Source organism: Hyphomicrobiales bacterium, from assembly GCA_016710435.1.
Classification (GTDB): domain Bacteria; phylum Pseudomonadota; class Alphaproteobacteria; order Rhizobiales; family Aestuariivirgaceae; genus Aestuariivirga.
Genome location: JADJVV010000001.1, coordinates 1,653,766 through 1,666,351, shown reverse-complemented (window position 1 = coordinate 1,666,351; position 12,586 = coordinate 1,653,766). Strand labels below are relative to the sequence as shown.

At 64.7% G+C, this 12,586-nt stretch carries 14 protein-coding genes and 1 tRNA gene; 8 read left to right on the top strand and 7 right to left on the bottom strand.

What is annotated here, in order from left to right; translation table 11 throughout:
• Positions 1-90: 90 nt before the first annotated feature.
• Positions 91-165, bottom strand: a tRNA-Thr gene (locus IPM06_08085).
• A gap of 114 nt (positions 166-279) precedes the next feature.
• Between IPM06_08085 and IPM06_08080 the strand changes: the two genes are divergently transcribed.
• Positions 280-423: a hypothetical protein gene (locus tag IPM06_08080; GenBank protein ID MBK8770374.1), complete on the top strand. Its 144-nt coding sequence runs from the start codon at positions 280-282 to the stop codon at positions 421-423.
• Positions 407-739 carry a hypothetical protein gene (locus tag IPM06_08075; GenBank protein MBK8770373.1) on the top strand — a complete coding sequence of 111 codons (333 nt, stop codon included), beginning with the start codon at positions 407-409 and terminating at the stop codon, positions 737-739. The genes IPM06_08080 and IPM06_08075 overlap by 17 nt, the downstream gene beginning before the upstream one ends.
• A gap of 22 nt (positions 740-761) precedes the next feature.
• On the opposite strand, the gene IPM06_08070 is transcribed toward IPM06_08075, so the two are convergent.
• Positions 762-1,706, bottom strand: a complete 945-nt coding sequence (locus IPM06_08070; protein ID MBK8770372.1) for a threonine/serine dehydratase — start codon at positions 1,704-1,706, stop codon at positions 762-764.
• A gap of 207 nt (positions 1,707-1,913) precedes the next feature.
• Here IPM06_08070 and murA point away from each other — a divergent pair, with 207 nt between their 5' ends.
• Genes murA through IPM06_08050 form a run of 4 tightly spaced genes read left to right on the top strand, consistent with a single transcriptional unit; the run spans position 1,914 to position 4,534 of the window.
• Positions 1,914-3,203, top strand: coding sequence for a UDP-N-acetylglucosamine 1-carboxyvinyltransferase (gene murA, locus IPM06_08065; protein MBK8770371.1), 1,290 nt, complete (start codon positions 1,914-1,916; stop codon positions 3,201-3,203).
• Positions 3,178-3,630: a DUF2948 family protein gene (locus IPM06_08060; GenBank protein ID MBK8770370.1), complete on the top strand. Its 453-nt coding sequence runs from the start codon at positions 3,178-3,180 to the stop codon at positions 3,628-3,630. Before murA ends, IPM06_08060 begins: the two co-directional genes overlap by 26 nt.
• Positions 3,627-4,106, top strand: a complete 480-nt coding sequence (locus IPM06_08055) for a UPF0262 family protein (GenBank protein MBK8770369.1) — start codon at positions 3,627-3,629, stop codon at positions 4,104-4,106. Before IPM06_08060 ends, IPM06_08055 begins: the two co-directional genes overlap by 4 nt.
• Positions 4,103-4,534 (top strand): arsenate reductase ArsC, encoded by a 432-nt coding sequence (locus tag IPM06_08050; protein MBK8770368.1) that lies wholly within the window; start codon positions 4,103-4,105, stop codon positions 4,532-4,534. The genes IPM06_08055 and IPM06_08050 overlap by 4 nt, the downstream gene beginning before the upstream one ends.
• Here the strand turns inward: IPM06_08050 and IPM06_08045 are convergent.
• The 4 genes from IPM06_08045 to IPM06_08030 all read right to left on the bottom strand — a co-directional run bounded on the left by IPM06_08045 (position 4,531) and on the right by IPM06_08030 (position 7,924).
• Positions 4,531-4,836, bottom strand: a complete 306-nt coding sequence (locus IPM06_08045; GenBank protein MBK8770367.1) for a 30S ribosomal protein S21 — start codon at positions 4,834-4,836, stop codon at positions 4,531-4,533. The two genes, IPM06_08050 and IPM06_08045, sit on opposite strands and share 4 nt — an antisense overlap.
• Positions 4,837-4,970: 134 nt before the next feature.
• Entirely contained in the window at positions 4,971-5,183 is a 213-nt protein-coding gene (locus tag IPM06_08040; GenBank protein ID MBK8770366.1) for a cold-shock protein, read from the bottom strand.
• 201 nt (positions 5,184-5,384) lie between these two features.
• On the bottom strand, positions 5,385-7,004 hold the full coding sequence (locus IPM06_08035) for a lysine--tRNA ligase (GenBank protein ID MBK8770365.1): 1,620 nt from the start codon (positions 7,002-7,004) through the stop codon (positions 5,385-5,387).
• A gap of 59 nt (positions 7,005-7,063) precedes the next feature.
• Positions 7,064-7,924, bottom strand: coding sequence for a dienelactone hydrolase family protein (locus IPM06_08030; GenBank protein ID MBK8770364.1), 861 nt, complete (start codon positions 7,922-7,924; stop codon positions 7,064-7,066).
• A 71-nt stretch (positions 7,925-7,995) separates the two neighbouring features.
• Between IPM06_08030 and IPM06_08025 the strand changes: the two genes are divergently transcribed.
• On the top strand, positions 7,996-10,803 hold the full coding sequence (locus IPM06_08025) for an ATP-dependent DNA helicase (GenBank protein ID MBK8770363.1): 2,808 nt from the start codon (positions 7,996-7,998) through the stop codon (positions 10,801-10,803).
• Between the two features lie 13 nt (positions 10,804-10,816).
• A complete protein-coding gene (locus tag IPM06_08020) occupies positions 10,817-11,230 on the top strand; it encodes a tellurite resistance TerB family protein (GenBank protein MBK8770362.1) in 414 nt (137 codons plus the stop codon).
• Here the strand turns inward: IPM06_08020 and IPM06_08015 are convergent.
• Positions 11,227-12,552 (bottom strand): MATE family efflux transporter, encoded by a 1,326-nt coding sequence (locus tag IPM06_08015; protein ID MBK8770361.1) that lies wholly within the window; start codon positions 12,550-12,552, stop codon positions 11,227-11,229. The two genes, IPM06_08020 and IPM06_08015, sit on opposite strands and share 4 nt — an antisense overlap.
• Positions 12,553-12,586: the final 34 nt, after the last annotated feature.

The following is a 12,586-nucleotide window of genomic DNA, read 5'->3' as shown; positions in this document are numbered from 1 at the left end:
TCGTATTTCCTTAAGTCTAACTCAGTTGCCTCTGCCGCGCTCAGCCATCCAGAACCACCAGCCGTTTTTTAGCAATTACAAGAAGTAGGCTGGTGCTGCCAGAGAGGATCGAACTCTCGACCTCTCCCTTACCAAGGGAGTGCTCTACCACTGAGCTACGGCAGCATTGAAACGCCAGGGCGAAGCGCCGGAGCGGCTACGCGGGGCGCTCATGCCACAGCCTTTCCGCAAGTGCAACCCGCCCGTTGACAGACCTCCCCCACCGGGCACAATGGACCCATGAAACGGCCCGAAACTCCCAAGGCGACACAGAAGGCGGCCCGCACGGGCCGGCTGGCCAAGGCGCTCAAGGCCAATATCAAGCGGCGCAAGACGGCCGCCGACGGCGCCAAGAGGGGGCAGAGCGATGACGGACAAGCATGAAAAGACCGGGACGGCGGGCGGCGAGGGCTTCAATCTCGCCAGCATCCTGTGCAACGGCCTGGCCCTTCTCTTCGTTGCCGCTGCCGTGGCCGTGGTGTTGTACCAGGCCTACGGCTTCGTGACCGGTCAGGGCTGGACGTGGCTCAGCGTCGTTGATGCGATGGACTGGCTCGGCTTGCCGCGTCCCATGCCGACCGAGGTGAACGCCGTCAGCTTCGTCACAACGATCCTCACCTCCCTGCCGCTGCCGCTGGTGCTGCTGGTGATCGGCTGGCTGTGGAGCAAGCTCGCGGATCTTTTCGAATCCATGAGCTGAACGCTGCCGGGGCCCAAGCCCCTCAGGTGAAGGACACGGCCGTGGTATTGGCGCCGCAAAGCAGCACCGCCACCCGCTCATCCTTCGCCGGCCTGTAGGCACCGCAGAGCAGCGCCGCCAGCGCCGTGGCACCACCCGGTTCGGCCACCACGCGGAGCACATTCCAGAGCGACTGCTGCGCCGCGCTGATGGCGGCATCGGGCACGAGGATGGCGCTGTGGATATAGCGCTGGGCCAGCGGGAACATGAGTGACCCCACCTTGCGGGGGGCGAGCGAATCAGCGGCCACGCCGCTGCCCGGAGCCTCCACCGGATGCCCCGCCCGCAAGGCATCATGCAGGGTGGGGGCAAGTTCCGGCTCCACCGAGACGATGCGGACGCGGTCCTCGACCCAGGCGGCGATGCCGCCGATCAGTCCGCCGCCGCCGGTCGCCACCAGCAGTGTATCGATGTCCGGGGCCTGCTCCTCCAGTTCGAGGGCGACGCTGCCTTGCCCCAGCAGCGTTTCCCGCTGTTCGAAGGCATGCACCTTGAGGGCGCCGGAGATGGCGGCATGGGCCTCGCAGCCGGCCAGTGCCTCGTCGTAGCGGTCGCCGCCCACCACAAGCTCGGCCCCATAACTCCGGATCAGCGCCTGCTTGGCGGGCGATGAAATGGCGGGCACGAAGATGCGGGCGGCATGGCCCAGGCGTTGCGCGGCATAGGCCACGGCTGCGCCATGGTTGCCGCCGGAAGCCGCCGTCACGCCCGCGCCCGGCACGTCGCGGAGCGTCAGGTTGGCGAAGGCCCCGCGGCCCTTGAACGAGCCCGTGTGCTGGAGAAACTCCAGCTTGAACGTGAGGGGTGGCAGGTCGAGGCCGAAGTCCTCCGCCGCCACCCGGACCACGGGCGTACGGCGGATGTGCGGGGCAAAGCGGGGGTATGCGGCAGCGATGGCCGCACGGTCGATCACGGGTGTATCGGACATGCCGGAAGGTTAGGGGGCATCGCCACGGCCGCGCAAGGATGGCAATGTCCCCATTGTCATGCCCTCCCGGACCTCACGCAGGGCTGCCATTCATTTCGCACCTGCAACATATCGGTTGCCCCAAAGCCGCCATGTATGCTTGTAACGAGCACAATCGGGACGCTTCGGCCCTTGTCACGTGGGGCCACTTCAGGGAATAGCCATCACATGGATCGCATCCGTATCCGCGGCGGGAACAAGCTCAACGGCACCATCGACATCTCGGGGGCGAAGAACGCTGCGCTGCCGCTGATGATCATTCCGCTACTCACGCCCGAAACGGTGACGCTGCACAACGTGCCGCGCCTTGCCGACGTGCTGCGCCTGCAGAAGATCCTCAACAACCACGGCGTCGACATCATGACGGCGGGCAAGCGCGCCGGCCAGTCCGGCCTTGCGGGCGAGACGCTGAAGATTTCCGCGAAGTCGATCGTCGATACCACCGCGCCCTATGAACTCGTGTCCAAGATGCGCGCCTCCTTCTGGGTGCTGGGACCGCTGATTGCCCGCTGCGGCGAAGCCAAGGTGTCGCTGCCCGGCGGCTGCGCCATCGGCACGCGGCCCGTCGACATGCATCTGCAGGCGATGGAGAAGCTCGGCGCTGTCTGCGACATCGAGAACGGCTACGTGCTGGCCAAGGCCAAGAACGGCCTCAAGGGCGGTCACATCTCGTTTGCCAAGGTCTCGGTCGGCGCAACGCATGCAGCGCTGATGGCGGCCGTTCTGGCGCAGGGCGACACCATCATCGAGAATGCCGCGACGGAACCCGAAATCGGCGACGTGGCGGAATGCCTCGTCAAGATGGGCGCAAAGATCGAAGGCATCCACACACGCACGCTGAAGATCACCGGCGTCACCTCGCTGCACGGAGCCGAACATACGGTGATCTCGGACCGGATCGAGGCGGGCACCTATGCCATGGCGGCGGGCATGACCGGCGGCGACGTGACGCTCCGCGGTGCGCGCGCCGACACGCTCGAGACCGTGCTCCTCACCATGCAGCGCGCCGGCATCAGCGTGGAGACGACCAACGAGGGCCTGCGCGTCCGCCGCAATGGTTCGGGCATCCTGCCTGTTGACGTGACGACCGATCCCTACCCCGGTTTCCCCACCGACCTGCAGGCGCAATTCATGGGCCTGATGACCAAAGCGCACGGTACATCGCATATCCGCGAGACGATCTTCGAGAACCGCTTCATGCATGTGCAGGAACTGGCGCGGCTTGGCGCCGACATTCACCTGCATGGCGACATGGCGGAGGTGCGCGGCGTCAAGAAACTGACCGGCGCCGACGTCATGGCAACCGACCTGCGCGCGTCTGCAACGCTGGTGATCGCAGGGCTCGCAGCCGAAGGCGAGACCATGCTGCACCGGGTCTATCATCTCGACCGCGGCTTCGAATCGCTGGAGGAAAAGCTCCAGGCCTGCGGCGCTGACGTCACCCGCATTTCAGGATAATCCCTTGCTGCATCTCACGGCCTTCGATGCGGAAGATCTCGGCGTCATCTCTGCGCAGATGCAGGATGCCGTGATCCGCTTTGCCGACGTGAGCTACCTGAAGCGGCAGCGGCGCTTTGCATTTGTGGCCAACCGCTTTGCCTGGGACATGCTGCCGGACCGGCAGCGTCACCGCACCGGCGTCTCGATCAACGATGTGACGCGCGTGCAACGCCAGGGTCCGCAAGGACTGGGCGATCTCACGGTCTTGTCGCTGCTCGCCCTCTCCTTCACACCAGCCCGTGGCGAAGACAATCCAGGTGGAACGATCACCATGACCTTCTCGGGCGGTCACGTGATCGCGCTTGAGGTTGCCTGCATCGACGTGAGTCTGGATGATCTCGGCCCGGCGTGGTCTACGGAGAAGACGCCGGAGCACGGGGCATGAGCCCGCGCCCTGCGAACCGCCTTTCCGCAATCGAGGTTGATGAATCGATCGGGCGTGGCCCCTCGCCGGAAGCCGAGCACGAACGCAACACCGCCATCTACGACCTCATCGAGGACAACCGCTTTCAGCTGAGCAACGGCATGGCGGGGCCCTATCATCTGGTGCTGTCCACCCATGAGGGGCGGCTTGTGGTCGACGTGCGCGACGAAGCGCAGCGGCCGCTGATGGCCTTCGGTCTTTCACTCACGCCGTTCCGGCGCATCGTCAAGGACTACTTCCAGATCTGCGACAGCTACTATGAAGCGATCAAGCTCGGCACACCGGCGCAGATCGAGACCGTCGATATGGCGCGCCGCGGCCTGCACAACGAGGGCAGCGAAATCCTGATGGAGCGCCTCAAGGGCAAGGTCGAGACCGACATGGATACGGCGCGGCGGCTTTTCACCCTGATCTGCGCGCTGGTGTGGCGGGGATGAGCATGGAGAAGAAGATGCCGTCGGCCGTGCTGTTCATCTGCACGCACAACGCCATCCGTTCGCCCATGGCGGCGGCCCTCATGCATGCCGCGTTTGGCCACAAGATCTATGTGGCATCAGCCGGCATTCATGCCGGCGATCCCGATCCCTTCGTGGGGCTGATCATGGACGAGGTGGGGCTGGACCTGACGCGCCACCGGCCGCATTCGGTGGATGACCTCGCCGACTCGGCCTTCGATCTCGCCATCACGCTGTCGCCGGAGGCGGACGCCTATGCGCGGGACATGGCCAAGACCATGGCGATCGACGTGGAATACTGGCCGACGCCCGATCCCTCGCACGTGCATGGCTCGCGCGAGCAGATCCTTGAATCCTACCGCGAGGTGCGGCGCGGGCTGGAGCGGCGGCTGAAGGGCAGGTTCGGTTAGGACTTCGCGGGAACGACGGACGCCTGCGGACCGTCCGGATTGAACGGGCTGCGGTTCTGGCCGGGGCGCGGAACACGGGGCTTCGGCTTCGGCATGGGCAGGAGGCCCTCGCGCTGCATCTTCTTCCGTTGGGCCTTGCGGGCACGGCGGATGGCCTCGGCCTTCTCGCGCACACGCTTTTCCGACGGCTTCTCGAAGGCCTCGCCCTGCTTCAACTGGCGGAACAGGCCTTCACGCTGCATCTTCTTCTTCAACACGCGCAACGCCTGTTCGACATTGTTGTCGCGGACAATGATCTTCATTCAGATCTCCTTTCGAGACAAAAAACAAAAGCCGCGTCCTCTCGCAGACGCGGCTTCCTTCCCTGGAACCAGACTTTACATTCCCCTTGCCGCCAGTACATCCGTGGCTGGCATGAGGCGCTGGATCAGGATGATTACTTGATGGCCTTGAGCTGGTCGGCCGAAGACTTGCCCGAGCGGCGGTCGGCGACGACTTCGAACGAGACCTTCTGGCCTTCGTTCAGGCCGTTCATGCCAGCGCGCTCAACGGCGGAGATGTGGACGAACACGTCCGGGCCGCCGGTTTCCGGCTGAATAAATCCAAAGCCCTTCTGGGAGTTGAACCACTTGACTGTGCCTGTCGGCATATTTGCATTCCTTCTAGTAGCTTGTGTCACGCCCGGACTGCGGAATTGCTGTCACGGGCGACAGCCTATCGATGTTTTGGAAAGAGGTGGCTTGGAACACTTGCAGTTTAGAAGTGCGGAGCCGAGCCTAATCGGCCGTACGTCGACGTCGGCAATATGTACCGGCTGCGACAAAATTTCAAGCCCTCATTTGCAAGGGCATTATTTCACCAATTCCCCGCGCAGGGCCTTACCGATCAGGGCCCGGGTGTTGGCGATGCCGTAAAGCGCCACGAAGGAGCCGAACCGGGGTCCGCGCTCCTCGCCCAGCAGTACCTGGTAGAGCATGTTGAACCAGGTCTGGGCCACGCCCACCGAGCCATCCTTCTGGGTCGTGGTGTAGGGCGGGCGGCGGCCCACGTCGTAGACGACCTTCTGGATGTCTTCCGGCAGCGTGCCCTCGGGCAGCAGGCCCAGTCCCGCCGACAGGTCGGCCAGCGCCTTCGCCTCGGTTTCATCCGGCAGCTTGTACTGCTTGGCTGGCTTCACGAAATCCTGGAAGTAGCGGATGGCAAAGCCCACCAGCTTGTCCAGCCGCGGGTTGGTCTGCGGGGAAAGCTCCGGCATGTAGCGCTTGATGAAAGCCCACATCACGTCCTTGTCTTCCGTGTTGGCCACGGTTGCCAGGTTGAGCAGCAAGGCAAATGTGACGTTGCCGGGTTCCGGTGCCGGCGGTTTGCCGCTGTGGATGTGCCACACCGGATTCATCAGCTTGTCCTTGGCATCCGCCTGCTTGGGGTAGGCGGCGAGGAACTGGGCGTATTCATCCACGGCGCGCGGGATCACGTCGAAGTAGAGCTTCTTCGCCTCGCGCGGCTTGTTGTACATGTAGAGCGCCAGCGACTCCGTGTCGGCATAGGTCAGCCACTCGTCGATGGTGAGACCGTTCCCCTTCGACTTGGAAATCTTCTGGCCGCCGTCATCAAGGAAAAGCTCGTAGACGTAATGCTCCGGCGCCTTGCCGCCGAGGATCTCGCAGATCCGGTCGTAGATCGGCGCGTTGGTCTGATGGTCCTTGCCGAACATTTCGAAATCGACGTCCAGTGCCGCCCAGCGCATGCCGAAGTCCGGCTTCCACTGCAGCTTGGTGCGGCCACCACGCACATCAACCGTCACGTCCGTGCCGTCCTCGTCGGCGAAGGTGATGGTGCCCTGCTTCGGGTTCACGGCTTTCAGCGGCACATAGAGAACGCGGCCCGAAGTGGGCGAGATCGGCAGGAAGGGCGAATAGGTGGCCTGGCGCTCCTCGCCCAGCGTGGGCAGCATCACCGCCATGATGTCGTCGTACTTCTCGAGGGCGCGGATCAGCACCTCGTCGAAGCGTCCGGTCTTGTAATATTCCGTGGCGCTGGCGAATTCGTAGTCGAAGCCGAAGGTATCAAGGAAGCGGCGGAGCATGGCGTTGTTGTGATGGCCGAAGCTCTCGTAGTTGCCGCCAAAGGGATTCGGCACAACGGTGAGCGGGCGCTGCAGGTGCGGCTCGAGGAAGCTCTTGTCCGGCACGTTGTCCGGAATCTTGCGCATGCCATCCATGTCATCGGAGAAGCAGAGAAGGCGCGTCGGCAGGTCGCTCATCAGTTCGAAGGCGCGGCGCACCATGGTGGTGCGCGCCACCTCGCCGAAGGTGCCGATGTGCGGCAGGCCCGAGGGGCCATAGCCGGTCTCGAACAGCACGTTCTTCTTGCCGGATTTCTCCACCCGCTTCAGAATCTTGCGGGCTTCCTCGAAGGGCCAGGCCTTGCTCTCAAGGGCGGCAGCACGAAGGGCGGGAGAAACGGGCATGAAGCGGGCTTTCGAATTGGGGGACGCCGTTCTTTACGGACGCACCTCCCGCCCGTCAATCATGCGATGCCCGCCACGTTCTTCTTCAGGAAAGCCACGGTGCGCGACCAGGCGAGGTCAGCGGCATCCTTGTTGTAGCGCGTTGCATTGGTGTCGTTGTTGAAGGCGTGGTTGGCGCCTTCGTACACGTAGAGTTCGTAGCTCTTGCCGTTGGCCTTCAGTGCCGCCTCGTAAACCGCGATGCCGGCGTTGATGCGTTCGTCGAGGCCGCCATAATGCAGGAGCAAGGGTGCGGTGATCTTCGGCACCGCATCGGCGGGAGGCTGCTGGCCGTAGTAGGCAACGCCTGCCGCCAGCGTGGGGTCTGCCACCGCCAGCGCATTCACCATGCCGCCGCCCCAGCAGAAGCCCACGGCCCCCGCCTTGCCATTGGTTGCGGGATGGGCGGCAATGGCCTTCAGCGCAGTCTGGGCATAGGCGACCACGTCTGCGGGCGGCAGCGTGCCGATCATCTCGCGGGCCTTGTCTTCATCGGCAGGTGTGCCACCCCGTGGCGCCAGGAAATCAGCGCCAAAGGCCACGAAGCCTTCCAGGGCGAGGCGGCGGGTCACGTCCTTGATGTGCGGATTGAGACCGCGGTTCTCATGGATCACCAGTACGCCCGGCAACTTGCCTGTGGCATCCTTGGGAATGGCGAGCAGGCCCTTGATGCCTGGTGCAATCTCGCCCTCGCTGAGCGCCAGGCGCGGATCATCCTCAGCCACCATCGCGGCCTCGGCATAATTGTTTTCGAGCAGGGGCAGCAGCGCCGTCGCCGCGGCAGTCGATCCTGCGGCCAGCGCCAGACGGTCGAGAAAATCCCGGCGCGAGAGGCCGCCGTGCGTATAACGGTCAAAAAGATTGATGATCTTCTGGTCCATGATCATATCCTCGCAGTTCATCGGGTGCCGGGGCATTTCACTCTATGGCTGAATCAGGCAAATGGGTGGCCATGGCACATGACAATTCCGTCATCATTCCGGCGATGACCGCTTCCGGCTTCGGTGCCGTGAGCGCGGGGCGGAACCTCGCGCCGGCGGAGGCATTGCGGGCCTTGGCGGGCACTCCGCATCTCGTCTGCCATGCCGGTTTCCTGATCGAGCGATTGGGCCATGCGGCATCTGCATCGCGGAGCGACGTGCGCGCCGCGCTGGAACAGAAACACTTCGATGTGGCGGAACTCTTCGCCTTCGTCTGCCCCGCGCAACAGGCGGTGCCTACGCCGCGCGGTCTGGCGCGTGCCCTCGCGCTCACCGCCCCAACCGATGCAGACGCCCTGCCGCTGGTGCGCGACACTTTGCTCACGCGGCTCTCCGATCCGCGCTATCCGCTGGTCAGGGAAACGGCGGAAACCGCAACCTTCCTCGCACGGGCGAACTGGCCGTGGTCGCGCGCCGTCATGTCGGCGCTGCTGGCGGCCAATCCACGGCTTGATGTGGGCACCTTTGCCACCGGCCTCAATGTGTGGGACCGGGTGGACGAATGGGAGGAAGACGGTCCCCGTCCACCCGGGCGTCAGGACGAAGTCCAGCCGGAAGAAGCAGGCCTTGTGCTCCGCGAGGCACTGGGTCCGGATGCCGAACGGCGTGAACAGCAGAGGGCCTATGCGGAAGTTGCCCTTCACGCCTTTGCGCCGCGGCAGTCTCCCGCCTTCAACAACATTCTCGTTGCCGAGGCGGGCACGGGGCTGGGCAAGACGCTGGGCTATCTCGCACCCGCCTGGGCGTGGTCACGCAAGAACGCGGCGGCGACGTGGATTTCCACCTACACCAAGAACCTGCAACGGCAGCTTGACCAGGAAACGGCGCGCCTCCTCCCCGATCCGCAGGAGCGGCGGGAACGCATCGTCATCCGCAAGGGCCGCGAGAATTATCTCTGCCTTCTCAACATGCAGGAATCCTTCGGCCGCCTGCAGGCGGGCGGAACGCGGGGAGCACTGCTGGCGGCGCTCATCGCCCGGTGGGCGCGGCATTCGCGCGACGGCGACCTGATCGGCGGTGATTTCCCGTCGTGGATCCTGTCGCTGTTCCCTGAGAGCAACCTCGATGGCGAGACACGCCATCCCTCGCCACAGGGTCTTGGCCTCACCGACCGGCGCGGCGAATGCATCTACGTCGCCTGCCCGCACTACAAGCGCTGCTTCATCGAGAAGAACCTGCGGGCCGCGCGCAAGGCCTCGCTGGTGATCGCCAACCACGCACTGGTGCTGCACGCCGCTGCCGTGGACCATGCACTGGGCCAGGCCGCCACCAGCGAGGAAGAGACAACACCAGGCGGATTGAAACGCATCGTCTTCGATGAAGGACATCACCTGTTCGATGCCGCTGATTCCGCTTTCTCGGCGCATCTCACGGCGATGGAGACGGCGGAGTTGCGGCGCTGGTTGCGCGGGCCCGAAAACGACCGCCGCCGGGGACGCGGGCTTGCCGAGCGCGTGGGCGACCTGGTGTCGGGCGAAGACGGCGGCGAGGCCATTCTCGACGAGGTTCTGCGGGCCGCGCATGCGCTGCCGTCGTCCGGCTTCATGCGGCGCATTCAGGATGGCCGGGGCGATGGGCCTGCGGAGAAATTCTTTGCCCTGCTGCGCCAGCAGGTGCTGGCCCGCGACGGCACGGAGACGGGGCATACGCTGGAGGCCGATTGCCTGCCGCTGATCGACGGCCTTGCGGAAGCGACGGGCGAACTTGCGGCCGCACTCATCGATCTCAAGCGCCCCATGGAGCGGTTGGCGAAATTGCTCGCCTCCAAGCTTGATGACGAGGCCGCCGAACTCAACTCCGCCGAACGGGGTCGCATCGAGGCCTTGTCGCGGTCACTGCGGCGGCGGGGTGAACTCATGGTGGGGGGATGGATCACCATGCTGCACCGCCTCATCGGCGAGAAGTCCGTCAACATGATCGAGTGGTTCGACGTGGAACAGGCAGGGAGCCGCGAGATGGACGTGGGCTTCCATTCGCACTGGATCGACCCCACGGAACCGCTGGCGCTGGCGGTGTTGCGTCCAGCCGATGGCATCATCGTCACATCAGCAACGCTGAAAGACCGCCCGCCGGACCTGCCTGATGACTGGCAGAATGCCGAGATGCGCACCGGCGCCGTGCATCTTCCCTATCCCGTGCGGCGCGAAAGTTTCATCTCGCCCTTCGATTACCCGAACATGGCGCGGCTCATCGTCGTCAACGATGTGAACCGCGAGAACATGGACCAGATCGCCGCAGCCTACCGCGAGCTTTTCCTTGCCACGCACGGCGGCGCGCTCGGCCTCTTCACGGCGATCTCGCGGTTGCGCGCAGTGCACCGGCGGATCATGCGGCCGTTGGCAGAAAAGGGCCTGCCGCTCTATGCGCAGCATGTGGATCCGATGGATACGGGCACGCTCGTAGACCTGTTCCGGGCCGAGCGCGATGCCTGCCTGCTGGGGACGGACGCCGTGCGGGACGGTGTGGACGTGCCGGGCGATTCGCTCCGTCTCATCGTCATGGACCGCGTGCCGTGGCCCACGCCCACCATTCTTGAGCGCGCCCGCAAGGAGGCCTTCGGGTCGCCAGGTTACACCGACATGGTGGTGCGCTTGCGCCTGCGGCAGGCCTTCGGGCGGCTCATCCGCTCGGCGAAGGACCGGGGCTGCTTCGTGATGCTCGATGCCCGCATGGCCTCGCGCTTTGCCACCGCCTTCCCGCCCGGCGTAGCCATCGAGCGCATGGGACTTGTTGACGCCATTGAAGCGGCGAAGTCTTTCTGTAAAACCGCGCCCAGGTGAATCAGGAGTTTCCATGTCAGGTACCATTTCCACGGAACAGGCCCTCATCTACGTGATGGTGATGATGTCGGGCGTCGAGGGTGCGATCAAGCCGGAGGAACTGGCGGAAATCGAGCTGCTGGTGCGCACATTGCCCGTCTTCAAGGGCTTCGACCGCTCACGCCTCGCCAACGTGGCGCAGGAGTGCGGGGACATGCTGCAGGTGAAGGACGGCATGCAGACCGTGATCGCGCTGGTCAGGGAGCAGTTGCCGGTGCGCCTGCGCGAAACGGCCTATGCGCTGGCTGTGGAAGTGGCGGCGGTCGATCTCGCCGTGGGCAAGGAAGAGCTGCGCTTCCTCTCCATTCTCCGCGACGGCCTGAACATGGACAAGCTCACGACGGCGGCGCTGGAACGTTCGGCGATTGCGCGGTTCCAGTCGCTCTAGCCAAACACTTTCTTCTCGATCGCGCCCAGCCGTCCGGAGAAGGTGATGCCACGGGCGATGAAGAAGATGTTGAGTGCGGCCCAGAGGCCATGGTTGCCCCAGGCCGGTTCCAGCACCCACCATGCTGCCAGATAGACCGCCAGCGAGACGACCATCATGTTGCGCATGTCGCGGGTGGCCATGGCGCCGGTGAAGATGCCATCCAGCTGGAAGCAGGCGGTGCCGAGCACCGTCGCCATCGCCGCCCAGAGGAAATAGTGCGAAGCTGATTCACGGACGGCGGGATCGACGGTCATCAGCGCGGACAACTGGTTGCCGAAGACGAGGATCACCGCGGCGCAGGCCAAACCCAGCACGCCGGCCCACAGGGTCGTCAGCCCCACGGCGCGGCGGAAGCGCTCCCGCACCTTCGCGCCAATCGACTGTCCCACCAGGGCCTCGGCGGCATAGGCGAAGCCATCGATCATGTAGGCTGACACTTCGAAGAGATTGAGAACAACGGCGTTGGTGGCGACGATCAGATCGCCCTGCCGGGCGCCCCGTGCCACGAACCATCCGAAGGCGAAGACGAGGCAGACCGTGCGAATCATGATGTCGCTGTTGGCGCTGACCAGCTTGAGGAATTGCTCGCGCTGCAAGATGACCGGCCAGTCCGGGCGGAGCCTGAGCATCGCAAGCCGGCGTGCGGCCAATGCGAGGCCAAGCGCCATCGCGGCATATTCGGCGCTGACGACGGCGAGGCCTACGCCCGCAGTGGCATAGCCCGCTTCCAGCACGAGGACGGCACTCAGCGCCATGTTGGTGACATTGAGGAAGAGCTGCACCACGAAGGCCGTGCTGGCGCGGCCATGGCCGATGAACCAGCCCATGATGGCAAAGTTGGTCAGGGCCGCAGGTGCCGCCCAGATGCGATAACTGAAATAGGTCTGCGCTTCCGCCATGACCTTTTCGCTGCCGCCGACCAGCCCCACGGCGAGTGGCCCGAGCCACGGCCCCGCGGCAACGAGACAGAGGCCGATGCCCCCTGCGAGGATCAGGCTGCGGAACAGGAGCGTCACCAGGGCGGGATGGTCGCCTGCCCCGGTGGCCTGGGCCGAAAGGCCGCCCGTGGAGAGCCGCAGGAAGCCGAAGCCCCAGAAGAGGAAGGCGAAGATCAGCGCCCCCACGGCAACCCCACCGATGTAGTGCGGGCCAGGCAGGCGGCCCATGACGGCCGTATTGACCACGCCGATCAGCGGTTCCGACATGTTGGAGAGCACGATCGGAATGGCGATACGGAGAACCGATCGGTGGGTGATGGGGAGACCTGGAGCAAGTGCCATGATGGTGCCGGGTTGCGTGAGACGGGCGGCTCCG

Excerpts from the sequence above, each read along its gene's own strand:
- IPM06_08050 (MBK8770368.1), top strand. The coding sequence starts at position 4,103 with ATGAGCATGGAGAAGAAGATGCCGTCGGCCGTGCTGTTCATCTGCACG.
- IPM06_08040 (MBK8770366.1), bottom strand. The coding sequence starts at position 5,183 with ATGCCGACAGGCACAGTCAAGTGGTTCAACTCCCAGAAGGGCTTTGGA.
- IPM06_08020 (MBK8770362.1), top strand. The coding sequence starts at position 10,817 with ATGTCAGGTACCATTTCCACGGAACAGGCCCTCATCTACGTGATGGTG.
- IPM06_08075 (MBK8770373.1), top strand. The coding sequence starts at position 407 with ATGACGGACAAGCATGAAAAGACCGGGACGGCGGGCGGCGAGGGCTTC.
- IPM06_08025 (MBK8770363.1), top strand. The coding sequence starts at position 7,996 with ATGGCACATGACAATTCCGTCATCATTCCGGCGATGACCGCTTCCGGC.
- murA (MBK8770371.1), top strand. The coding sequence starts at position 1,914 with ATGGATCGCATCCGTATCCGCGGCGGGAACAAGCTCAACGGCACCATC.
- IPM06_08035 (MBK8770365.1), bottom strand. The coding sequence starts at position 7,004 with ATGCCCGTTTCTCCCGCCCTTCGTGCTGCCGCCCTTGAGAGCAAGGCC.
- IPM06_08070 (MBK8770372.1), bottom strand. The coding sequence starts at position 1,706 with ATGTCCGATACACCCGTGATCGACCGTGCGGCCATCGCTGCCGCATAC.
- IPM06_08045 (MBK8770367.1), bottom strand. The coding sequence starts at position 4,836 with ATGAAGATCATTGTCCGCGACAACAATGTCGAACAGGCGTTGCGCGTG.
- IPM06_08080 (MBK8770374.1), top strand. The coding sequence starts at position 280 with ATGAAACGGCCCGAAACTCCCAAGGCGACACAGAAGGCGGCCCGCACG.
- IPM06_08055 (MBK8770369.1), top strand. The coding sequence starts at position 3,627 with ATGAGCCCGCGCCCTGCGAACCGCCTTTCCGCAATCGAGGTTGATGAA.
- IPM06_08030 (MBK8770364.1), bottom strand. The coding sequence starts at position 7,924 with ATGGACCAGAAGATCATCAATCTTTTTGACCGTTATACGCACGGCGGC.
- IPM06_08015 (MBK8770361.1), bottom strand. The coding sequence starts at position 12,552 with ATGGCACTTGCTCCAGGTCTCCCCATCACCCACCGATCGGTTCTCCGT.